Source organism: Pseudomonas sp. GW821-FHT02B10 (assembly GCF_059421865.1).
On the sequence record NZ_JBWKVU010000017.1, the window covers coordinates 107,989 to 132,072 of the forward strand.

At 64.9% G+C, this 24,084-nt stretch carries 14 protein-coding genes; 7 read left to right on the forward strand and 7 right to left on the reverse strand.

From position 1 onward, the window contains the following. Positions 1 to 64 precede the first annotated feature (64 nt). Genes AC07VU_RS27925 through pelG form a run of 7 tightly spaced genes read left to right on the forward strand, consistent with a single transcriptional unit; the run spans position 65 to position 12,236 of the window. Positions 65 to 2,875, forward strand: a complete 2,811-nt coding sequence (locus AC07VU_RS27925; protein WP_495030865.1) for a bifunctional glycoside hydrolase/polysaccharide deacetylase family protein — start codon at positions 65 to 67, stop codon at positions 2,873 to 2,875. Then, positions 2,853 to 6,443 carry a tetratricopeptide repeat protein gene (locus AC07VU_RS27930; RefSeq protein ID WP_495030866.1) on the forward strand — a complete coding sequence of 1,197 codons (3,591 nt, stop codon included), beginning with the start codon at positions 2,853 to 2,855 and terminating at the stop codon, positions 6,441 to 6,443. The genes AC07VU_RS27925 and AC07VU_RS27930 overlap by 23 nt, the downstream gene beginning before the upstream one ends. A 28-nt stretch (positions 6,444 to 6,471) precedes the next feature. Continuing rightward, positions 6,472 to 6,993, forward strand: a complete 522-nt coding sequence (locus AC07VU_RS27935) for a hypothetical protein (RefSeq protein WP_007925542.1) — start codon at positions 6,472 to 6,474, stop codon at positions 6,991 to 6,993. 5 nt (positions 6,994 to 6,998) lie between these two features. Beyond that, entirely contained in the window at positions 6,999 to 8,369 is a 1,371-nt protein-coding gene (locus tag AC07VU_RS27940; protein ID WP_274303081.1) for a PelD GGDEF domain-containing protein, read from the forward strand. Next, positions 8,347 to 9,336, forward strand: coding sequence for a HEAT repeat domain-containing protein (locus AC07VU_RS27945; RefSeq protein ID WP_495030867.1), 990 nt, complete (start codon positions 8,347 to 8,349; stop codon positions 9,334 to 9,336). Before AC07VU_RS27940 ends, AC07VU_RS27945 begins: the two co-directional genes overlap by 23 nt. After that, positions 9,333 to 10,865: a GT4 family glycosyltransferase PelF gene (pelF, locus tag AC07VU_RS27950; RefSeq protein WP_053261251.1), complete on the forward strand. Its 1,533-nt coding sequence runs from the start codon at positions 9,333 to 9,335 to the stop codon at positions 10,863 to 10,865. Before AC07VU_RS27945 ends, pelF begins: the two co-directional genes overlap by 4 nt. Further along, positions 10,866 to 12,236: an exopolysaccharide Pel transporter PelG gene (gene pelG / locus AC07VU_RS27955; RefSeq protein WP_007925551.1), complete on the forward strand. Its 1,371-nt coding sequence runs from the start codon at positions 10,866 to 10,868 to the stop codon at positions 12,234 to 12,236. It abuts the gene before it with no gap. 142 nt (positions 12,237 to 12,378) lie between these two features. On the opposite strand, the gene AC07VU_RS27960 is transcribed toward pelG, so the two are convergent. The 7 genes from AC07VU_RS27960 to AC07VU_RS27990 all read right to left on the reverse strand — a co-directional run bounded on the left by AC07VU_RS27960 (position 12,379) and on the right by AC07VU_RS27990 (position 24,066). Further along, on the reverse strand, positions 12,379 to 13,647 hold the full coding sequence (locus tag AC07VU_RS27960; protein WP_495030868.1) for a condensation domain-containing protein: 1,269 nt from the start codon (positions 13,645 to 13,647) through the stop codon (positions 12,379 to 12,381). 9 nt (positions 13,648 to 13,656) lie between these two features. Beyond that, positions 13,657 to 15,081, reverse strand: a complete 1,425-nt coding sequence (locus tag AC07VU_RS27965) for an MFS transporter (protein ID WP_087090951.1) — start codon at positions 15,079 to 15,081, stop codon at positions 13,657 to 13,659. 72 nt (positions 15,082 to 15,153) lie between these two features. Beyond that, on the reverse strand, positions 15,154 to 15,327 hold the full coding sequence (locus AC07VU_RS27970; RefSeq protein WP_495030869.1) for a glutamine amidotransferase-related protein: 174 nt from the start codon (positions 15,325 to 15,327) through the stop codon (positions 15,154 to 15,156). Then, entirely contained in the window at positions 15,324 to 16,649 is a 1,326-nt protein-coding gene (locus AC07VU_RS27975; RefSeq protein ID WP_087090952.1) for a phenylacetate--CoA ligase family protein, read from the reverse strand. Before AC07VU_RS27975 ends, AC07VU_RS27970 begins: the two co-directional genes overlap by 4 nt. After that, positions 16,646 to 22,147 (reverse strand): amino acid adenylation domain-containing protein, encoded by a 5,502-nt coding sequence (locus AC07VU_RS27980; RefSeq protein ID WP_495030870.1) that lies wholly within the window; start codon positions 22,145 to 22,147, stop codon positions 16,646 to 16,648. The genes AC07VU_RS27975 and AC07VU_RS27980 overlap by 4 nt, the downstream gene beginning before the upstream one ends. Positions 22,148 to 22,181: 34 nt before the next feature. Next, positions 22,182 to 23,300, reverse strand: a complete 1,119-nt coding sequence (locus AC07VU_RS27985) for a DNA glycosylase AlkZ-like family protein (RefSeq protein WP_495030871.1) — start codon at positions 23,298 to 23,300, stop codon at positions 22,182 to 22,184. Between the two features lie 31 nt (positions 23,301 to 23,331). After that, a complete protein-coding gene (locus AC07VU_RS27990) occupies positions 23,332 to 24,066 on the reverse strand; it encodes a flavodoxin family protein (RefSeq protein ID WP_102679713.1) in 735 nt (244 codons plus the stop codon). Positions 24,067 to 24,084 lie beyond the last annotated feature (18 nt).

The following is a 24,084-nucleotide window of genomic DNA, read 5'->3' on the forward strand; positions in this document are numbered from 1 at the left end:
GGGCCCGGTTGCAGAGGGCTCGCGGGTCCGGTATCGCGCGGATTGATCTACTCAAGAGTGATTTATGGACATCGAGTTTCGCAGGGGGCGTGTTTGCAAAGGGGTACGGCGGCTGTTTACCGCGCTGGCGTTGTGTGCGACCCACTCGGTGGTGCAAGCCTCGCCGGCGGCGCCCGCCAGTGTCGGGTTCTGGTACGCCGATCGGCCACCGCTTCAAGAGTTGGCGCAGTTCGAATGGGTTGTGGTCGAGCCGGGCCATATGAGCACCGCCAATGTTGCCACCTTGCGCGAACTTGGCAGCCAGCCGTTCGCCTACCTGTCGGTGGGTGAGTTCGATGGCGACCGCGTCGCCCTGGACAAAGCGTCGCTGACCCGCAGCGCAAGCGCTACGCGTAACAAGGCCTGGAATAGCCAGGTCATGGATATTTCGACGCCGGCCTGGCGCGAACATCTGTTCAAGCGTGCCAAGGCGTTGCAAGGGCAGGGTTATGCCGGTCTGTTCCTCGATACGCTCGACAGCTTTCAATTGCTCCCCGAGGCTCATCGCGAACCGCAACGCAAAGCCCTGGCGGCGTTTCTGCGGGAACTGCACAGCCGTCAGCCGAACCTCAAGCTGTTCTTCAATCGGGGCTTCGAAGTGTTGGGCGAGCTCGATGGCGTTGCCTCGGCCGTGGCCGTCGAATCGATCCATGCCGGCTGGGATGCCTCAGCCAAGCGTTATCGCCCGGTTTCCGAGTCCGACCGCAACTGGCTTGAAGGTGAGCTCAAGCCACTTCGCGCGAAAAACATGCCGTTGGTGGCTATCGACTACTTGCCGCCCGACCGTCGCGAAGAAGCGCGCAAGCTGGTTCGCCAATTGAGCCAGGAAGGCTTTATCCCGGTGGTCACCACCCCGGACCTCAACGCCATCGGCATGAGCACCGTGGAAGTACAGCCACGGCGCATCGCCATGCTCTACGACCCGCGCGAAGGCGAACTCTACGATCACGCCGGGCACCGGATGCTTGGCGGTCTGCTGGAATACCTGGGCTATCGGGTGGACTATCTGCCGGCCGATGCCAGTTTGCCGTCCCACAGCTTCGCCGGCCTGTACGCCGGGGTGGTGGTGTGGATGACCAGCGGCCCACCCCAGGACAGCCGTGCCTTTAATGGCTGGATTGGCCAACGCCTGGATGAACAGGTGCCGCTGGCCATCATGGCCGGCCTGCCGATCGAGGATCGCGCATTGCTCAAGCGCCTGGGGCTGAACATCGCGGCGCCAGGGGCTCGCGGCGCACTGCGAGTACTGAGCCAGGACAAGGCCCTGATCGGTGGCTTCGAGGCGCCGGTAGTGGCGCGCACCCGAGAGCTGACCCGTGTGACGCTGCTGCCCGACGGGCCGCAACCGGCCCTGTTGCTGGGGGATGAGCAGGGCGGCAAGTACGCCCCCGTGGCCATCGGCACCTGGGGTGGCATGGCCCTGGCGCCTTATGTGGTAGAGACCAATGTCGAGCGCAGCCGCTGGATTCTCGACCCCTTTGCCTTTATCCAGAAAGCCCTGCGCCTGCCGGCGCAACCGCGCCCGGACACCACCACCGAGAACGGCCGGCGGATCGCCACGGTGCATATCGACGGGGATGGCTTCCCATCCCATGCCGAAGTGCGCGGCACCCCTTATTCCGGGCGCCAGGTGCTGGATGACTACATTCGTCCCAACCCGTACCTGACCTCGGTTTCGATCATCGAAGGGGAGGTCGGGCCCAAGGGCATGTCGCCGTTCCTCGCCAGGGAGCTGGAGCCCCTCGCCCAGGAGATCTTTGCCGATCCCAAAGTCGAGGTTGCCAGCCACACCTACAGCCACCCGTTCTACCTGCAGCCGGAAAAGGCCAGGCAGGACGAGGACTTCCACGCCGAATACGGATTGCGCCTGAACATCCAGGGCTACAAGACCCTGGACTTCAAGCGTGAGATCGTCGGATCGCGGGACTACATCAACAGCCGCCTGACCACTGCGCAGAAGCCGGTGAAGTTGCTCTTCTGGCCGGGGGATGCGCTGCCCAGCGCCGAGACCATCAAGCTGGCCTACGACGCCGGGCTGAAAAACGTCAACGGCGGGCAGACCATCCTGACCAAAGCCAATTCATCGCTGACCGGCCTGTACCCCTTGTTGCGTCCCACCGAAGGGGGCTTGCAGTACTACGCCCCGGTGATCAACGAGAACATGTACACCAACCTCTGGAAAGGCCCGTATTACGGCTTTCGCGACGTCATCGATACGTTCGAGCTGACCGACAGCCCACGGCGCCTGCGCGGCATTCACCTGTACTACCACTTCTATTCGGGCACCAAGCAGGCGTCGATCAAGGCCATGGCCGATATCTACCGGTTCATGCGCGGCCAGCAGCCCTTGTCGTTGTGGATGAGCGACTACCTCGATCGGGTCCATGGCCTGTACCAGGCCAGCCTGGCCCGCACCGCCAATGGCGACTGGCAGGTCCGCGGCATGGACGGCTTGCGTACCCTGCGCCTGGACCCGGAGCTGGGCTGGCCGGATCTGGGGCGTTCGCGGAACGTGGCCGGTGTCCGCGATCTGCCCCAGGGCCGTTATGTGGCCTTGAGCGGCGACCATGCGCTGCTGGCCCTGCGGCCCGAGCGTGACCCGCGTCCGGCATTGGAGCTGGCGAATATTCCCTTGCGTGACTGGCGTTATGTGAGTGACCGACAGGTGAGCTTCTCTTTTGCCGGCCAATTCAACCTGGAGTTCTCGGTGCGTTCGGCCAGCGCCTGTCGGGTCGAGGTCCGGGGCCAACGTTATGCCGGCAAGTCCGAGCAGGGCCTGTGGCATTTCCAACTTCCCATGAAGCAGGTGAGTGATGCCCAACTCTTCTGCAACTAAGGCGCCACGCGCACGGCTGCTCAACCCCTGGGCATTGCTGCTGGTGGCGATGGTCGTCGGCGTGCTGCTGTGGGCGACCTATCGCAACGAAGATACCTTCCGTCCCACGCTCGGCCCCCCGGACGAAGTGTCCGCCAGCTATGCCGAGGTGCTGCTGGCGGCCCATCCGGAAAACAACGAATTGCGCACCCAGCTGCTCGACCTGCTGATTCAGCTGGGCGATTACCCGAGGGCGGAAAAACACCTGGTCGAATGGCCGCAGGCCGATCCAGCGCTGAAGTCCTACTACCGCCTGCAACTGGATGCCCTGGCGCTGACCAACAGCACCGACAGTGCAGCGTTGCAGGCCCTGGCCGAACGTTTCAAGGCCTTTGACTACAAGACGCTGCCATCCCCCCAGCTTGAGCGCCTGGCCACGCTGGCCTTGAGTGTCCAGGCCCCGGGGCTGGCCGCGGACGCCTATGCCGAACTGGCGCGTCGCGATCCAGGGCAGCGTGAGCATTGGCTGCCCGAGGCGGCGAAGTGGTACCAGGCCAGCGAGCAACCCGGACGCGCCGCCGACCTTTATGTGCAGTTGCTCGATGCCAGCCAGACGCCTGAAGCGCGTCGCCAGTTCTTGCAGGAAGCCTTCAACACCCTGGTGGCGGCGGATCGCGGCGCTCAGGCGGCCGAGCTGTTGGCCCGGGAACTGGCCGCCCAGCCGGATGCGCAATTCGATGCTGCGCTGCTTGACCGGGGCGTCGATGTGGCGGTAGCGCACAAGCGTCCGGACCTGGCCGAGTCATTTTTCATCGCATGGCGCAAGTCGCAGCCCGACAACCCGGAAATCCTGGCCAAGGAGTTCAGGCAGCGACTGGCCTTCGGTGACCTCAAGGGCGCTCATGCGGCGGGTTCGCAACTGCTGGAGCAACATCCGGAGGATCCGTTGCTGCTGGAGCAGATGGCCCATCTCGCCGAATGGCGGGGCGACTCGGCCTCGGCGCTGGGCTACTGGATCAGCCTGAGCAAGCTGCGGGACAACCCGGCCGAGTTCGAGCACACCTGGCGCCTGGCGATGCAGAGCTACGACTTCGACCGGGGCATTCCGCTGCTGGCGGGGATCATGGACAGCCGCGCCCTGAGCAATGTCGAACTCGATGCCCTGGTGTACGCCGAAGAATCCCGGGGCACGCCCGAGCAGGCGGAAAAGTGGTTGCGCCGCTATGTCGCCAAATACCCGAAGCACCGCCTGGCCTGGGTCCGCCTGTTGCAGAACCTGGAAAACACCGAGCAGTACCCACAGCGGCTGGCGGTCTGGAAGAACTTCGCCAGCCGTTATCCGTTGACCAGCGCCGAGCGGGTGGACTGGGCCAACAACCACCTCAAGCTGTTTGACAGCCAGTCGGCCTGGAAGGTGATCACCGCGGTCGACGGCAACAAAATCAACGACCTCGACTACTGGCAGTCCCGTGCCGCGCTGGCCTGGGACCTGGAGTCGGACGATGAACTGCAGCTCGCACTGGAGAAGATGCTGGCCATCAAGGGCTCGCTCAATACCGGCGACGAGAGTGAGCTGATCGCCCTCTATCGCACCCGCGATCCGCGCAAGGCTTTGCAGTTGACCGTCGACAGCTGGCGCCAGGGGCACAATCCGCGGCGCTTGGTCGCGGCCCTGCAACTGGCCCAGGAGCTTCAGGACTGGCCATTGGTGATCGATCTGCTCAAGGAGGCTGACCAGTACCCGGAAGCCGCCGACTATTCCCAGGTACTGGCAGCGCGCGGGGCGCTGCAGGTCCACCAGGGTCATCACGACGAGGCCCTGCGCCTGTATCGCCTGGGCTTGAGCCGCTTCCCGGAGGACAACACCTTCCGCGAACGCCTGATGTGGCTGTATGTCGACCTGGGGCGCACGGGCGAGATCAAGCCGCTGCTGCAGCAATGGCGTTCCCTGGCGCGCGGTGACAGCACGCTTTGGCTGCCGTTTGCCGCCGCCAGCCAGTTGCTGGGGCGCAATACCGAGGCCCTGGCCTGGTACCGCCTGTACCTGCAAGCCAATCCCCGGGACTGGATGGTCCAGGCGGCCTACGCCGATGCGCTGGAAGGCGCCGGTTATGCCGACTCGGCCCAGCGCCTGCGGCTCAAGCTCAATCGTCAGGTGACGCCTGAGCAGATCCGCGCCACGCCCCAGGGCTATGCGACCTGGCTGCGCCTGGTGGCCAGCAGCTACTCGTCGCGCAAGGCGCAGAACAAGGCGATGCAATGGCTGGACGGCTCCAGGCCGATGCTGCAGTTGTGGTTCGAGCAAATGCTGGTGCGCCTGGATGACATCAATCAGTCGGCGCAGAAGGATGACTGGCTGGCCTGGGCCCGCGCCCGTGGCCTTAAGGTCAGTCGCTACGAACAGATCCAGCAAGCCCTGCGCGGCAACAATCGCCAAGCCCTGGAGCGCCTGGTGGCCAGCGATGGCCTGGACCCGGCGCAGCGGGTCGAGGCCCTGAACAGCCTGGGTCGTGGCGGCGAAGCGCTGGCCGTCGACCTGTCGGCGCTGGGCGAGGACCAGCCTCCCGCGATCCGTGAGCAATTGCGGCGCCAGGCCATCGAGATGACCGAGCGCACGCCCCAGGGCGTACAAATCGCCTGGGAACGCCAGGACTATGGCGGACTGGTGTTCAACGGCCCGCGCCTGAGCGCGGCGCGTTACCTGAATGACGACTGGTACGCCAGGCTCGTGGTGGAGCAGGGCCGATACAGCGGCGACACCCTCGATGAATCACGCCTGGGCAACGAGACCAATACCGGATTGACCTTGCAGCGGCAGTTGGAGGACGGCCACTACACGCTGATCTTCGACAGCAGCCTGCGCAAGGACGATGACCGCAACGGCCTGGGCGCCAGCCGCACCTGGCAGGTGGACAGCGGCAACGAACTGGACGTCGGCGCCGACTGGCATCGTAAGAACGAGGACAGTGGGCTGATGCGTGCCTTCGGCCAGCAGGACGATGTCTGGGTCGGCGGGCGGCATCGCTATTCGGCCCGTGACCAGTTGTCCTGGAGCCTGGCCCAGCGCTGGTTCTCGACCCGCAGCGGCGATGACCTGGGCAGTGGCCAGGCGTTGAAGATCGAGTTCGACCACACCTTGCAGTTCGAAGGGCCGAACTGGGCATTGCGCAGCGGCATCGACTACCAGCAAAACAGCCTGGACCACCGTTCGCTGCCCAACCTGGCCAATACCCTGGGCGGGGGCATCGACCTGGCGGGGGCCGGCCTCGAGGATCCGAACCAGATCACCAGCCAGACCCTGCTGCAAAAGCGCTACGGCCAGCTGTTCTTCGGCAGTTCGTGGCGGCGTGGCTTCCCGGGGGCACTGAACCGCACGCGTGGGCAGTACACCTGGCTGGTGGATGTCAGCTCAGGCTGGCAGTGGACCGACAACACCATCAACTACGCCATCAGTACCGGTGTCGGCACCGAGGTGATAGGGGATGACGAATTGGCGGTGACCTTCGGCTACCAGTCGGCCCCACAAGGCGGAGCGGGCAAGTCCGGGGGCACGGCAGGTGTCAGCTACAGCGTCCGTTTTGGACGCTGATCATGGAATTCAAAGAGGAGTGAACCTTATGCAATCCATTCGTTGCGTGAGTCTGGCGATGGTCGCCTTGCTGATGGCCGGCTGCAGCAGTTTTACCGGTCAGGACAGCCCCGAGCTGTCGAAATCCGCCCGCTGGGGCGTGTTGCCGCTGGTCAACTATTCCCAGACGCCCCAGGCCGGCGAGCGCAGTGAGCAGATTCTGCTTAGCGTACTGAGCAGCCGGGGCCTGCAACCCCAGGTCTACAACGGCGCGGCGGGGCAGGGCGAACAAGCCCTGCTCGACGATAACGAGCGCTTGGCCGGAGCCATGGATTGGGCTCGCGAGCAGAATCTCGACTATGTGGTGTCCGGCAGCATTGAAGAGTGGCAGTACAAGAACGGCCTGGATGGCGAGCCGGCGGTGGGCATCAGCCTGCGGGTGGTCGAGGCGGGCACCGGCAAGGTGCTCTGGAGCAATAGCGGCGCCCGTGCCGGCTGGTCCCGCGAAAGCCTGGCCGGCGCGGCGCAGAAGGTGCTCGACAAGCTTGTCGGTGGCCTCAGGATCGAGTGACTGTCATGAGATCTCCACACATGGACTACGCGCTGGCGCCCCGCGCCAGCGGTCCGGCGTCATGGCTGGAAACTTTCCTGGTGACGGCCCTGGTCATCGGCGTGGGTCTGTGGCTTGCGCCACAAGACCCGCTGCAGGTGCAGGGCGAGTTTCCCTGGTCGGTGCTGGCGCCGCTGTTGCTGGGTGTGCGCTACGGGTTTGTCCGCGGCCTGATCAGCGCCAGCCTGCTGGTGGCGGCGTTCTTCATCCTGCGCCAGTCGGGGCTGCCCGGTTACGCGCAGATCGCTCCCTCCTACATTGTCGGCGTGCTGGTCTGCGGCATGCTCGTGGGCGAGGTGCGAGACCTGTGGGAACGGCGATTGCTGCGCTTGCAGATGGCCAACGAGTATCGCCAGTACCGGCTCGACGATTTCACCCGGGCGCACCAGATTCTGCGGGTGTCCCACGATCGCCTGGAGCAGCGCCTGGCCGGCAGCGACCAGAGCCTGCGCAGTTCGTTGCTGGGCCTGCGCGATCGCCTGCGCGTGCTGCCCAATGGCGATGACCCGCTGAGCCTGCTGGCCGAGCCCGTGCTGAGCCTGCTTGGCCAGTACGGCTCGTTGCGGGTAGCCGCGCTGTACCGTGTGGAGCAGGCCGGCCATGCGTCGCCGAACCTGACCCTGCTGGCCGCCACCGGGACCATGGGGCCGCTGGACCCCAACGACCTGCTGGTGCGCCTGTGCCTGGAGCGCGAGGAACTGGTGAGTGTGCGTGAAGAGCTGCTCGATAGCGGCGGGCAGGCTTCGGTGTCGTCCCTGCAGGCCTGTATTCCCTTGGTGGACACCCAGGGACAGGTGCTGGCGATCCTCGCGGTACGGCAGATGCCGTTCTTCGCCTTCCAGGAGCGCACCCTCAGCCTGCTGGCGCTGCTGGCCGGGCATATCGCCGACCTGCTGCGCTCTGACTTGCAGGTGCTGCAACTGGAAAGCGACGATGCCCAACACTTCACACGCCAGCTCAAGCGTTCGCTGGTGGATGTCGAGCAGCACGGCCTGTCCGGTTGCCTCTATGCATTTGAATCGACCCAGGCCAACGATGAACTGACGCGGCTTTTCGAACGCAGCCAGCGCGGACTGGACCTGCACCTGGGCCTTGCCAACAACCGCGGGCACGCTCTGTTGCTGGTGCTGTTGCCACTGACCAGTGCCGAAGGCGCCCAAGGCTATCTGGCGCGCCTGGGCAAGCTGATTCACGAGCATTTCGGCATGAGCGTGGAACTGGCCAGCCTGGGGGTCACCGTGCTGCCTTACGACCTGGAGTCGGCCCGGCAACGGGATGGGCTGCGTAACTTCCTGTACAACGAGTGTGGCCTGAATGATCAGCAAGTGGCTGTTTAGCGCAGCGTTGTTTTTCGAGGCGGGGAGCTGGGCCAGCCTGACGGCGCAGTTGCCCGACCCGCAGATCGCGCTGCTGTATGCAATGACCCACGGGATCGCCTGCGCCCTGCTGACGGCGGCGGTCTGGCGGCTGCTGCCGGCGCGCTATCGCACGCCGTTGCCGTGGAGTCCGCTGTTCATTTTCAGCCTGGCGTTCTTTGTACCGTTGCTGGGCTCGGTGGGGGTGATTGCGGCGATCTTTCCGGCGCTGTATCTGCCCCGCAAGCGCGATACGCAGATGTGGCAGGCCGTCGGCATTCCCGGCCTGCCGTTTCGCGCGCAGTCTCACTTGCATTCGCCGACCTTCGGTGACAGTGGCTTGCAGGATGTGTTGCGCCACGCGCCGGACCCCGACCAGCGCCTGGCGGCGTTGCTCGCCACCCGCAGGATGCCGGGCAAGGAAGCGGTGCCGATTCTGAAGCTGGCCCTGGGCGATCCGAGTGACGATGTCCGTCTCCTGGCGTATTCGATGCTCGACAAACAGGAAACCGATATCAATCAGCGCATCCAGTCTTCCCTCGAGCAGTTGCCCGGTGCCGCGCCCAGGAAGGCCGGCGCCCTGCATGCCACCCTGGCGCGCTGGTACTGGGAACTGGCCTACCTGGGCCTGGCCCAGGGCAGCGTCCAGCTGCACGTGCTGGAGCAAGCCGGCGAGCATGCCAGGCTGGCGCTGGAGGCGGGAGAGGGCGGCGAGTTGCTGTTGCTGGCCGGGCGTATCGCCCTTGAGCGTGGCGATATCGACAAGGCGCGGCTGCATATGCACCAGGCCCAGGAAGCGGGCATGGACCCGGCCAAGGTCTTGCCGTTCCGTGCCGAAATCGCCTTTGAAAGCGGGAACTATGCCGAGATTCCCGCGCTGTTGAGCCGCTTGCCGCCGCAGATGCAACAACGTCCGCCCTTTGCCGGGCTGATAAGGACCTGGACATGAAGAAGACCGTCAACCCAACGCCCATCGCCGATGTCTGCCTGTTGCTCGAGGGCACCTGGCCTTATGTGCGCGGCGGTGTGTCCAGCTGGATTCACCAGATGATCCTCGGGCTGCCGCAACTGACCTTTTCGGTGTTGTTCATCGGTGGCCAGCGCGAAGCCTACGGTCAGCGCCGCTATGAGATTCCAGCCAACGTCGTGCACATCGAAGAGGTGTATCTGGAGCAAGCCTGGCGCAATCCGAAGCACAGGCGAGTCGCCCACACCGCGTCCCTGGAAGAATTGAGCAACCTTTACCGTTACCTGCACAACCCGGAAAAACCGGCCGCCGAGCTGGGCATTGGCGTGCTCGATTCCCTGGCCCAGGCGCGGATCACCCTGGATGACGTGCTCTACAGTCGCCCCAGCTGGGAGGCGCTGACCGAAGGGTACGAGCAGCACTGCGCCGATCCTTCCTTCGTCAATTATTTCTGGACCCTGCGCACCATGCAGTCGCCGTTGCTGATGCTCGCAGATGCCGCCCGGCGCATGCCGCGGGCGCGGGTCCTGCACTCGATTTCAACCGGTTATGCCGGGCTGGCGGGCTGCATCCTCAAGCAACTGTGGGGGTGCCAGTTGCTGCTCAGCGAGCACGGGATCTACACCAAGGAGCGCAAGATCGACCTGGCCCAGGCCAGCTGGATCGCCGAAACCAGCAACCAGGCACTCAACGACAGCATGGACACCGGCTCCGGTTACATCCGTATGCTCTGGGTGCGCTTCTTCGAGCGCATCGGTCATCTGGTCTACGACAGCGCCGACCAGATCATTGCCTTGTACGACGGCAACCGCCAGCGACAGATCAAGGACGGCGCACCGGCCGAACGCACCCAAGTGATTCCCAATGGCATCGACCTGCAGCTCTGGACCCAGGCCCTTGAGTCACGGGCCGAAGGCATCGCCCCCGTGGTCGGACTGATCGGCCGGGTGGTGCCGATCAAGGACGTGAAGACCTTCTTGCGGGCCATGCGGGGAGTGGTCAGTGTGATGCCGCAGGTCGAAGGCTGGATCGTCGGGCCGCAAGAGGAAGATCCCGAGTACGTCGCCGAGTGTCGCAGCCTGGTGGCCAGCCTCGGGCTGGAGCAAAAGGTGCTGTTCCTCGGGTTCCAGAAGATCCAGGACATCCTGCCGCAACTGGGCCTGATGGTGCTGACTTCCATCAGCGAGGCCCAGCCCCTGGTGATTCTCGAAGCCTGGGCCGCCGGCACTCCAGTGGTGAGCAGCGACGTGGGCTCCTGCCGCGAGCTGATCGAGGGCGGCGAAGCGTCCGACCGTGATCTCGGGCTGGCCGGGGAGGTGGTGGCGATCGCCGATCCCCAGGCCACGTCCCAGGCAATCATCGACCTGCTGCGCAGCCCCGAGCGCTGGAAGTCCGCCCAGGCCGCCGGCTTGTCGCGGGTTCACCGCTACTACAGCGAAACCTTGATGATCGAGCGCTATCGCAGGCTTTATCACAGCGCCATGGGCACCCTGCAAAAGGAGGCCGTGTAAATGGCCGGTATCGGTTTCGAACTGCGCAAGATTCTCTCGCGCGACTCCTACACGGCGACGCTGCATGCCTATGTCTATGCCGGCCTGATCAGCTCCGGGCCCTGGGTCCTGTCGATTCTCAGCGTGATGCTGGTGGGGGTCATCAGCCTTGGGCTGGTGGTTCCGGAGGTGGTGATCCGCCAGTTCCTGATCACCGTGACCTACCTGATGGCCACGTCGCTGATCCTCACCGGCGGCTTGCAACTCTTCTTCACCCGTTTTGTCTCCGACCGCCTGTTCGAGCGCAAGTACGAGCAAATCCTGCCGAACCTGGTGGGCATGCTGCTGCTGGTGACCCTGGGGGCCGGGGTGCTGGGCATCCTCCTGTTGATCACCTTGTTCGACCAGGGGCTGATCTACCGCCTGCTGACCCTGGCCAACTTCGTGGTGCTCTGCAACCTGTGGCTGGTGATCATATTCCTCTCGGGGATGAAGGCTTATAACCGCATCCTGCTGGTGATGCTGGTGGGCTATGGACTGATGGTCGGCAGCGCATTCTTCCTCAGGCACCTGGGCATGGAAGGGCTGCTGCTGGCGTTGCTGCTGGGGCACAGCAGCCTATTGTTCCTGTTTCTCTACGACATCCTGCGCGAATACCGGGCCGAGAAACTGGTGGCCTTCGACTTTCTGGACCGGCGCCAGGTGTTTGTCAGCCTGCTGTTGACCGGGCTTTGCTACAACCTGGGAATCTGGATCGACAAGTTCATCTTCTGGTTCAACCCGCAGACCTCGAGCCAGGTGATCGGGCCGATGCGCGCCTCGATTCTTTATGACTTGCCGATCTTCCTCGCCTACCTGGCGATCATTCCTGGCATGGCGGTGTTCCTGGTCAGGATCGAAACCGACTTCGCCGAATGGTACGAGCGCCTGTTCCGGGCGGTGCGCGACGGCGAGACCCTGCAGCATATCGGTTCGTTGAAAGCCGAGATGACCTTCTCGATCCGCCAGGGCCTGCTGGAAATCTGCAAGGTCCAGGGGCTGACGGTGGTTCTGCTGTTTCTCTTTGGCCCGCGCATACTGGAGTGGCTGGGGATGTCCAGCTACTACCTGCCGCTGTTCTACATCGACCTGATCGGGGTGAGCATCCAGGTGGTGTTCATGGCGATCCTTAACGTGTTTTTCTACCTCGACAAACGGATGATCGTGCTGGAACTGTGCCTCTTGTTCGTGGCACTCAACGGCGCCTTGACCCTGCTGAGCCTGTACCTGGGGCCGAGTTTCTTCGGCTACGGCTTCACCTTCTCGCTGCTGCTTTGCGTGCTGCTGGGGCTGGCGCGGTTATCGACGGCGCTGGATGACCTGGAGTACGAAACCTTCATGTTGTCTCGTTGAAACTCAAGCCGGTCAGTGAGGATTGAACACCCCCACGCATTATCGGCAGGAGCGATGCCCGGCTCGTTGCAGCCAGGCCATCCGCCAAGAGCGCAGGACTGTGCGAACTGCGCTCTTGGCGGTGGTCTACACGCTTTGCGGATCAGTCGCCGGGAATGCCTTGCAGATCGCTGATCATCTGTTCGATGACCTGTCCTGCATGGTCGCCATAGGCTGCGGCGTCCATGTCGATCCGCCCCGAAATATGCTCGGTGTGCTCATCCAGGGTGATTTCGAAAGCCACACGGCAGGTATCGTTGGGCAATAGCCGCAGGCTCATCCACTGGTTGTCGCCCAGGGCGATGCGGCTGCCTGCGCTGCGTGAGTTCCAGGCGTTGAACAGCTGGGGAAACGGCAGTTCGAAGCCGGCGGTGCGGGTAGACATGCCCTCGGGATACAAGGCTGCCGGCTCCATGTCCTGGCGAGCCGCGGCATCGATCACCGCCCGCTGCACGCACTTGATCACCGCGGCCAATGGCTCGCCGGGCTCATGCCGGGTACTGACCGGGATGGTATTGGACAACGGCCCCACCAGCTTCTGGGCCGCGGCGCCCGGGCGATTGGCGAAGGGGACGCCGGTCACCACGGTGGCGACACCGCTGACGGCACTGATTGCCCGTTGGTAGATGGCCAACAGCAGTACGAACGGCGTCACGCGCTGGGCCCTGGCATAGTCCAGAACCCTGCTGCGCGGCACGCTGGAGGTGAACTTCAGGCTCTGCATGCGCCCCATGCCGCCAGCGCCTTTGGCGCGCAGTGCGTCGAGCCCGTAGGGCCCCGTCCCCGGGTAGATCTCAAGCCGTTGCGCCGCGCTTGCCGGCGGCGGCAGGTGCTGCAGCCGGCAATAGTCGTTCCAGGCGCTGCAGGACACCGGGGACAGGCCCGAGTAATGCTGGGCGATATCCTCCAGCAGCAGGTCAATCGAGGCGCCATCGCAGGTATAGATCCAGAAGCCGATCCAGATGTGCAGGCCAGCCTCGTCTACCGCCGAGGCGATGCGCAGCCCGGGTTCGGCGGCTTGCCTGGCCCGATAGGCCAGGAAGTCCTGGTCGGTGACGGCGGCCTGCACCTTGCCCAGTTGCTCGCGCAACGCCTGGCGCAATGCCTGTTCGCTGGGGGCCCGGCCGACCAGTTGTTCTCCTTCGATCTCGAATCGGGCCGCCAGGATCGGATGCCGGGCCAGGGTCTGGGCCACGGCGTCGAATACTTGCGCGTGGCAACACTGCTCGCTGAAGTCCAGACGCAGCGCGCCAGAATAGGCGCGCCCCGTCTGGTCAAGCATCGCCCCGGTCCATTTTTCCCGCAGCCCCGCGACGCTGGAAAGCGTCGCCAGGGGTCCCTTGAAGGGAGGGATCAGGTAGTTCTGATGCATGACGATAACCTACGGCTGGGGGCTCGATGGGGCCGGCTCGAGAGCCAGGGCATTGCGTCCGGCCCAGATCAACAAGGCACCCCCGATCATCGCCAGCGCCGACAGTGCGAAAGCGCTGACGAAACCATTGGCCGTGATGGTCGGCACTGCGGTGCTGTCGGAGACCGCCAGGCCCACGGCAGCCAGCAGGGTGACCCCGAACACCTGGAACAGCTGCTGGATGGTGGTGGTGATACCCGAGCCGGCACCGGCATCCGCCTCGCTCAGGTCACTGGTGGCCAACGACTGAGCGACCGGTGCGACACAACCGAAGCCGATGGAGGTGACCAGCATGGCCGGGAGCATTCCCAGCCAGTAGCTATGCAGGGGTACGCCGAAGGCAAACAAGGCGAAACCCAGCGCCGAGGTTGCCAGGCCGACGACTGCTGCCGCCTGCGGGCTCCAGCGCTGCATGACGAACTGCGAAAGGAAGATGCCGGGGAAGAAACCCAGGCAGAAGGGCAGCCAGGCCAGGCCAGTCTGCATCGGGCTCAGGCCGAGGTAGTCTTGCAGCAGCAGTACGCCCAGGTAGAACAAGGCGCCGGAGGTCGCCGCCAGGATGGCCACGATGGCGTAGCCGGCCAGGCGGGGAGAGCGCGCCATCAGGCGTGCGGGAATAATGCCGTTTTCCGAGCGCTTGCAACGACGCAGTACCAGGGCGATACCCAGCAAGCCCAGCACCAGGAGCGCCACGCGCTGTCCGGGCAGGTGCTCGATGCCGGAGCCCATCACGGCCATGACGGTCGCGGCGACGGCCACCACCAGGATCAGTGCGTTGCCCAGGTCCAGAGGGGTGGAACTGCGGTGGGTGAACTTGGGAATCATGACCATGGTCGCCACGCTCAGCAGCATGACGATCGGCACGTTGATCCCGAACACCCAGCGCCACGACAGATAATGAGTCAGTACGCCGGACAGCAGTACGCCGATGATCGAGCCCAGGCCGCCCAGTGCCGCCCAGATGCCAAACGCCTTGCCGCGCTCGGGGCCTGCGGGAAACAGCAACGACACCATGGCCAGCCCGGTGGCCGAAGCCAGGGCTTCGCCGACCCCTTGCCCGGCACGGCTGACGATCAGCACGGTGGCATCTTCGGCGAAGGTCGCCAGCAAGGAAAATGCGCCAAAAATCACTACGCCGACCTGGAAGGTGCGCCGCACCCCAAAGGCGTCGCCAATCCGCCCGCCCAGCAGCAACAGCGATCCGGCGGTGATGAGGTAGGCATTGACTACCCAGGTCAGGGACCCGTCCGTGAGTCCCAGCTCGTGCTTGATCCGTGGCAGGGCCACGTTCACCACGGTGGCATCCAGCAGCAGTATCAGCTGGATGATCGAGATGACAGCCAGTGCCTGCCATCGTTTTTCATTGAGCGTTGCATTCGCGGGTGTGTGAGTCATGTTTATCCAATCCTTAGATTAATGGGTGTCGACCGGCATCCGGCCGGCACCCGAGGCTTTTTTCCAGAGCGATCAGCCCATGGGGTTGACGTTGGCCAGGGCCAATGAGTTACGGATCATCTTGATCCCGTAGTCGGTGCCGATGCTCTCGGGGTGAAACGGCAGGCTTTCGATCGGCCGGGTACGCTGGCGCGCCGCCCTGTTCACGCCGTCGTCCGAGCAGGCGGTGGCTGGTAACGCGCTCACAGGGCGCTCTCCCGTTGATCGCGGATACGGGCGTGCTTCCAGGAAATGTAGGCGCCGGTCTCGGTCCTCGGGTCCAGGCTCTGCTCCAGTTGCAGCTGGACCGAGGTGCCGAAATGGCCGGCCATCTGCTCCTGTACCTGGGCCAGCGAACGCTCGCCGATACCCGCCACCATCGACACTTCGACATGGTCGCTGCCGTCGCTGGCGGTGCAGATCCTGACCTCGTAGCCAGAGACCCACTCGGCCGCAGCCAGCACCGCCGACTCGATCAGTGCCGGCAGTACCTGGCGACCGGCCAGGGTCATCACATCGCTCACCCGGCCAAAGACCCGCAGGCAACGAGAACGATTGCCGCACCCGCATTCCTCGGCAGCGTGCAGTCGCGCCAGGTCGCCGGTGCGGTAGCGGATCAGCGGCTTGGCCCCGGGTACCAGCATCGTCAGGCACAGTTCGCCGATATCGCCTTCCATTCCGGGAACCGGAAGAATCTCCGCCAGATAGTTGGTCTCGGAGAAGTGCAGGTTGCCGTTGGCGCAGCCGGTGGCCACCGCATGGGCTTCCTGGGAGCCATACAGGCCATGGGTGCAATGGGCATTCCAGACCCGGGCGATATTGCTCAGCATCTGCGGCGTGCACAGTTCGCCCAGCACCATGATCTGGCCCACCGCGGTCTCGCGCGGGTCGATCCCCTGGCTGACATAGAGCCGGGCCAGGGCCAGGGCCACGGCGGGGGAGCAGATCAGCGAGCGCACGCCAAGGTCGTTGATCAGCTGGGCGGCCTTGACCAGGCCGACCCGAGGGCTTTCCGGCCACAGCCGCACATAGGGAATGCCCAGGTTGCGGCAGACCTCGCCATAGGTATCGCCGAACGCATACAGCTCCGACGGCCCCATGATCGCGGTAAGGGCATCGGTGGTGCCGAATGTCGACTGGTACAGGTCGGCGACGGCCTTCTGTACATAGGCACCGCTGGTGTCCACGTCGATCGCCGCCCGAGGGCAGGGGGTGGGCGCCCCCGTGGTCCCGGTCGTCTCGTAGTACACCGCGATCTGCTCGAAAGGCAGGCTGCAGACCGAGCGGCCCACGGCGCGCAGGTCTTCCTTGGTGGTGAACGGTATGCCGTCCAGCGCCGGCAACGCGCTGGGGCCGCCCAGTTGCGAACGCAGGTGCCTGGCATAGAAGGTCGAGCGTTCCTGGACATACTGCAAGACTTCCCGGGCCCGCAATTGCCCCTTGGCCTCCAGTTCCTGCGGCGTGGTGCGTCCATCCAGGTAGGCGTCCACATCCTCCAGCCATTGCCGGTGCAGGTTGTCCTTGATCATGGCTGGTTCCCCGCGTCCAGGCTGTTGGCGAACTCACTGATGGTCTCGGTGAGCATGAGGTTCTCCAGGGGTACGCTGATGGACAGCTGGGACTCGAGTTCGATCTTGATCTTCATCGCCGACAGCGAGTCGCCGCCCAGGTCGAAGAAGTTGTCCTCGGGCAGTACCACCGGCTCCTCAAGATGGCTGGCGATAACCCGGATAACGGTGCGCAGGATGGTTTGCGGAGTCTTGCTGGTGGAGTCTTTCATGTCATTCCTCAGGGTTTCACGCAGGGCCAGTACATCCACCTTGCCGTTCTTCGACAGGGGTAATTGGGGCAACGGCTGGACAGTTTTCGGCACCATGTAGGCAGGCAGGCGCAGGGTCAGGGCCTGGGTGATTGCAGGAGCCAGTCCGGGCTCGCCGACATAGACCAGGGCGATCTGCTTGGGATGCCCGTCGGGACCAGGCAGGGCTACGGCACAGGCCCGCGAGACACCGGGGCAGGACTCGGCCACGCTCTCGATCTCGCCCAGCTCGATGCGCAGGCCATTGAGCTTGATCTGGTTGTCGAGACGTCCCAGGATCTCGATTTCGCCGTTGGGCAGGTAGCGCCCGAGGTCACCGGTGCGGTACATCCGCTGGCCGCTGCGCGGGTGCAGGACAAAGGCCTTGCCGCTCAGTTCCGGCTGGCCGATGTAGCCACAGGCCAGGGACACATCGCTTTGCACCAGCATTTCCCCGGGCACCCAATCCGGGCAATCGGTCCAGTCGCCCGCCACGATGTGATAGGCCGAGTTGCGCATCGGCGCGCCATAGATCACCGAACGCACCATTTGGCCTTCTTGCTCGTCGATTTCGTGCAGCACCGACCAGTTGGTGGTCTCGGTGGGGCCTCCACAGGAGTACAGCCGTGCCTTCGGGTACAGCGCCCTGGCTCGCGGCAGCAGTGGCAGAGGGATCCAGTCGCCGGCCATGACGATATTGGCCAGCGATTCCACCGCGCAGAAGCTGCGCGCGTTTTCCGCGACACTGCACAGCAAGTCCATGATGGCCGGCACGCAGGCCCAGAAGGTCACGCCGTGGCGCCGCTGCAGGCGCAGCCAGGAATCAGGGTCCGGCCCCGCGGCCTGGGCAGGAACCACCACCGAGCCACCGTGCAGCAGGGGGCCGAAGATATCGAAGACCGACATGTCGAAGTGCAGGGCGGCAGTCGCCAGGTGGCGAGTGGAGGCATCCAGGCCGAAGCGCTCGACGACGTCATAGACGTGGTTGACCACCGCGGCCTGTGGAATCTCGACCCCCTTGGGGTTGCCAGTGGAGCCGGAGGTGAAGATCACGTAGGGCGAGTAGTCCGTGGGCAGGGGTGTCAGGACCAGGTCCGTGTGCTGCCCGGCCCAGGCACGCAGGTCCTCGTCCGTCAGTACGAGCCGCTGCGCCTGCTCCGGCAACCGGGTATCGGCACCGGCGATAACCGTGCGCACCCCGGCCTGGGACAGCACCGAGCGGATACGCTCGGGCGGCAGGTCGATATCCACCGGCACATAGCCGACACCGGCCAGCAGGCAGCCGTAGACCGCCGCATAGTGGCTGCTGCCCTTGGGCAGCACGATCCCGACAAAGCGTTCGCCGGGGTTGCGGGCCTGCTGGATCAGCTGGCCGATCCGTGCCGCGGCCCGGCCGATTTCGCCCCAGCTGTAGCTGCCCCGTGGATCGAGGACTGCGGTTTCCCCGGCGCGTTCGGCGATCCGTGCCAGCAGCAGGTCACGCAGGTGAACCTCCGGTACCGGCGCCTGGGTCGCGTTTACCGCCTGGCGTACTTCGATCTGCGCGGCAGGTCGCAGGTCGAGCCAGGTGCGTTGCCAGACCTCGCTGTCGTCGGCCAGTTGCTGCAGCAGCGTGCGGAATGCGCCGAACATCGCTTCCACCACGTCAGGGCGAATGACCCCGGACAGGTAGTCCCATTTGAAGTACAAGGTGCCCTCGGACTCGCGCAGTTGCACATCCAGGGTGACTTGCGGCGTTTGCGAGACGCCGTAGACCTCTTGCCCAAGACGCGCCGCGTCATGGCGGCCCGGGTGCCCGAGCAGGCTGGTGAGGACGATCGGCATCAGCGGCGCACCGCCACTGCGACGGGCCCGGGCCAGCTCGCGCAGCACCTCGACACCGTTGAACAGCCGATGGTCCAGTGCCTGCCAGATGGCGCCTTGCAACTTCTGGCCGCGAGCCTCGAGGGTATCGGCGGCCGCTGTTTCGTAAGGCACCAGCAGGGTATTGGTAAAGTCGCCGACGACCTGGTCGATATCGGCACTGACGGGCATCCGGTCCGAGACCGGGAAGTTCAGGGTAAACCGGTCTTCTTCGCTCCAGCAGCGCAGCACTTCGCACAAGGCCAGCGCGACCGCCCCGGATGGCGAGATATTGCGCGCCTGGGCCTGGGCCTGGAGTCGCTCCCAGGCCGCGACGGCGAGGCTGCCCTCGTATCGCTCGAAGCGCGACGGGCCGCTGAACTCCCCGGGCTCCAGCTGCGGCAAGCGCGGCGCCGCCGGCAGATGGTTGATCTTGTCCAGCCAGTATTCGCGGTCGGCCTGGTACTGGGCGCTCTTGAGCACCTTTTGCCGATAGGCGACGTAGTCATGGAAGCTGGTCTGGAGCACAGGCAGCTGTGGGTCATCTTCCAGGTAGAGATCGATCAGGTCGGGGATGATCACCTGGAAGATCGACCAGGCATCGGCGATCAGCATGTCGATGCACAGATGCACACGGCTGGTGCCGGCGCTGATGCGGCTGATGCGGAACTGGAACAGTGGCCATTGCGTGGTGCCGATTTCTTCGTTGGCCATGCGTTCGCGGACCTGGTCGATCTCCCGGTCGATCTGCGCCGCATCCAGGGCGCTGAGATCGACGTACTCCACCGCCTGGGTACCGTCGACATCGCCGATGCTCTGGCGTCCGCTGGCATCGATGGTCATGCGCAGCATCGGATGGCGCTCGACCAGCAGCCCCACGGCACGGGTGAAGCGCTCGCGGTCCAGGGCCTGCACTTCCCATTCGAAATAACCCTGGCAGCCGACGCCGCCGTAGTCGTAGAACGAGCCACGACCGATCCACAGTGCCTGCTGGCTTTCGTTGAGTTCGAACGGCAGCCGTTGCTGCTGCGCCGGCAAGTGCTCGAACGTCGGCAACTGGGTATTGCGCGAGGCATTGGCCAGGCGAACCAGGTTCGCCAGTACTGGCTCCTCGAGGAACGCGCCCATTTGCACATGGATGCCGTGCTTGCAGGCCAGCTCGCCGACCATGCGCAAGGCGCGCAGGGAATCGCCGCCGGCGTCGAAGAAACTCGACTCCAGCGTCGCCTCGTCACACAGCGTCCAGGCCAGCCAGCAATCACGTACCGCGTGGTCTGCCCGGGTCACCGGGGCAAAGACGGTCTGGTCCGCATCGCGCTCGATGGGGCCGACCTGCAGCGCGTTGTAGTCCACCTTGCCGTTGCGCCCCAGGGGCAGGGTGCCGGTCACGATCTGGCCGGGCTGAGCGGCCGGGTGCAGGCGCGAGGCCAAGTGCTTGCGGACCTTGGCCATCACCTCTGCGGCGTCCGGAGCCAGCTCCAGGAACAATGCCAGGGTCGCGCCCAGGTCGTTGCTCAAGCAGGTGGCCGCCGCCTTCACCACGCCCGGTACCTGCAGCGCGGTGATCTCCAGTTCAGTCAGGTCGACCCGATGTCCGCGGATCTTTACCACCGAGTCGGTCCGCCCGAAGATTTCCACGGTGCCATCGGCGGCCATGCGCGCCCGATCGCCGGTGCTGTATTGCAATGGCGACGTGGCGTCCAGGGTGTTGCCACGAAACGCCTTCTTGGTGTCCTCGGGGTTCACGTAGCCCACCGACAGCGTTTCGCCGGTGATGATCAGCTCGCCGACACAACGGGCCGCGAGCGGCTGGCCATGGCGGTCGACCACGTACATCCGGGCGCCGGGTATCGCCCGTCCGACCGAGGGCAGCAAGGTGCGGCGCGGCGCGCACAGGTCCTCGATGGACACCACCGCGGCCTCCGCGGAGCCATAGACATTGATCACCCGGTAGCCGAGATCGGCCGGCGGCCATTGCTTGCAGCGCTCACCGGCGATCAGCATGGTGCGCAGGCCGGTCCGGGTCCCGGTGGCCCACAGCGCTTCGGCGATGGACGTCATGGCCAGCGTATGGTTCATGTCGCCTTCGAGCAGCCAGCAGGCCAGCAGGTTGACGTCCTGCAGCACCTGCGGGGCAGGGATGCACACCGTGCCGCCGGCGCACAGGACCGGCAGCGGGTCGACCTCGACCATCCCGTAGCCGGGCGACGATAGCCATGAGCCGCGGCTATGCTCGCCCAGCCCGGCCTGATCGATAATGGCGTCCAGGGTTGCGGCCATTCCCCGATAGGACAGGCATACGGCCTTGGGCCGTCCGGTACTGCCGGAAGTGCCGGCGATAAAGCACGCCTCGTTGGTGGTTTCGACCCACTTGCCGTGTTCCCAGTCGACGTGGGCAGGGCGTATCTGCACCTTGTCGATATCCAGCAGCGGGCAGCTCGCCCAGTCTCGCGCTCGCTCGGTGGTGCTGCCTGCGGTCAACACCGCATGGGGGCTGCACTCTTCGATAAAGGCCCGGATGCGTTCATCGGGATGCGCCGGGTCGATCAGCACGCAGGTACCGCCCATGCGTTGCACGGCGATGATCGAGGCCAGGTGTTGCCAGCCGCGCTCCAGGAACAGCGCCAGGCGCGGGCTCGAGCGCCGGGAAGTGACGCGTTCGCGTATGTGCTGGACCAAGGCCTCGGAGGCATCCCAGAGTTCGGCGTAGGTCAGGGTGCGGTCGCTGTTGTCATCCACGATCGCCACGGCCGATGGCTTGCTCTGTACATGCCGGTAGATACGCTCCACCAGGAACGGGCGCTGGCCGGTTTCGGCCGGGGCAGGGCAGGCGGGCTGGATCGTGGACGCCGGCAGGGCCTTGGGATCCAGTACCCGGGCGCAAGCGAAGGCCACCAGTTCTAGCAATTCCAGGCGTACGGCCCGGGTCATGCGATCGCTGCGTACCGACAGTTGGCAGCGGCCGTCCTGCAGCAGTAGCCAGACCGGCGATTGCGCCGCTGGCAGGTTGTTGCCATCGCTGATCTCGATATCGGCACGCAATGGCGTGTCGTCATGGGGCGCTTCGGCACTGTCGCGCAACTGCGCGATATAGCCCCGGGCGTCTTGCGCAAGGTTCAACGCCGTGCAATCGACGCCGAGCTGCGACCGCTTGCCGCCCTCATGGATGCCCAGGGTCACCCGGCCTTCCGGGCTGAGCAGGGAGCCCAGGACCGCGGCGACCGTAATCAGGTCGTTGATGCTGGCCGTCAGGCCAGGGGGCAGGGCAATCTCTTCCTGCTCCCGTGCGCTGTCGGCCGATTGTCCGGCCGCCGGGCACGCGAACGCGTCCCACAGGCTGCGCTCGGTGCCTGGCAGCGATTGTGGCTCGGCGGGTACTGATGTCATGTCGTCCCTCATCTTGTTCATGCCTTCCCTGTTGTCACGCTGTGGTTTTGTTCTCGATCTGGTGAATGGCCCCGATCTGCTCCGCCAGTACCGAGGCAGCCTGAAGCACGGCTTCACGCTCCTGGTCGGCGAGTGTCGAGGCATCGACTGCGATGAAGCGTTTGCTGCCCTTGGCCGCCGTATTCCAGGTGGCGACAGCCCGGCCGCCGATGAGCACCACCGGCCGCCCGTTACCGGCCGCGTCGTAGCCGCCGACCCGTTCCAGCTCAAGGCAGTCGCGCTGTCTCGAACCGGGCGCATAGCCCATGACCAGGGGATCCCAGGCCGGCAGGAAACGGATCTGCGCCGTTGCGGGGGCCTTGGTGCGGTCGAGGAACCGCTCAAGGCGCGCCAGCCCGGCCGGGCTGTGCCACATCTGGTTTCCGACCTGTCGGGCTGCGCAGGCTTGAAGCAGCGTGCGCGCGGTTTCCTTGGAAACCCCGAGCCACCAGGCCAGGTCGTCGACCGTGACCGGTCCGTAGTGTTCGACGTAGCGCCCGGCGATATCGCGCAGTAGCAGGTCGCGGTCCAGTGGCACGCCGTCACCGGGTAGCAGCCCTTCGGGTGCAGCGGAGTACAGCCAGCGGTTGGACCATTGGTTGGCCGCCGGTATACGGACCAAGGCGCCGTCATAGGCGGCAACCGAGGTCAATGCACGCGCCTGGGGCGCCGGCAGGTCGAGGGCGCTGCCGATGTCCTGCAGGCGCACCGAGACGCCACTGCTGAAGGCGAGCAGCGTCGGCAGCAGTCGCCGGTAATCGTCCAGGCCAAGCCCTACGTCCCGTAAGCGCCATTCGTGGTTGGCCAGCGGCAGGCGGGTGGCGGCGAAGACCTTGGCTGCCAGCTCGCCGGGAAGCAGGAACTTGGAGCGCCGCATGCCCGGGATCCGCAGCAGGTCGCTGGCGTTTTCCATGGCCAGTACGGTCTGGCGATCGAGGTTGCGATTGCGCGCCATGACCGCCAGCCAACTGGTAGGCCGGGCCGAATAGACCCCGACATAGGCCTGTGCAATCTGTGCCACCGTGGCATCCGCCAGGCGCTCGAAGTGTTCCGACACTATCCATTCCCGCAGGTGGGTGTCGGTGAGGCCATTGCAGGCAGTTCTAATGCTCATAAGGTTCTCGATAGCTGTTGGGCTGCGCAGTTCAGTCGCCGACGACATCGAAGTTGCAGCCGCGAGCGGCCTCGAGCTGGTACATGTCGGACTTGGCCGGGACGAAGAACGTGCCGTCCTTGCCCTCGCGATGGCGCTCCCCGGGTACCGAGACCGGCAGTGCCGCCTGCCCGGTGACTCGTTCGTAGTCGCGCATCAGGCGGGTCATGGAAACCATGCGATCGAGCATTCGGCGCAGCATCTCCATACCTTCCTTGTCGCCCAGTACCTCGCCTTTCTTGTCGCCCACGAGCATGGCCGGGAAGCCGTAGCCGACCATGATCATGCGGTTGAGCAAGGCGCACTGGAGCATCTGGTTGTAGACCTCCACGTGGCCCATGCGCCGGCCGGTGACCATGACCCCGGCAACCTTGTTGGTGAGGGTGCGATCGTGGCGCAGGAACCCGGTCCCGACCCGCTCCAGGAATGCCGACATCAAGGGCGTGGCGCCAAAGCCATGGACAGCGCAGGCGAAGATCACCCCATCGCTGGCTTCCATGAGTTGCACGGCGCGCGCGGCGTCATCCTTCTGCGCGCAGGGCTCGTCGCGAAAATTGCAATCGCCGCAGGCCCCGCAAGGGTCGATCTTGGCGCTGGCCAGTGAAAAGACCTCGAGAATCACATCCTGCTTTTCCAGGTACTCGGCCGCCCACTCCAACGCCCTGGCATTGTTGCCATCCAGGCGTTCCGAGCCGTTGATGGCGACATATTTGATCTTGTCCGTCATGGTGCTTCTCTCTTCTTA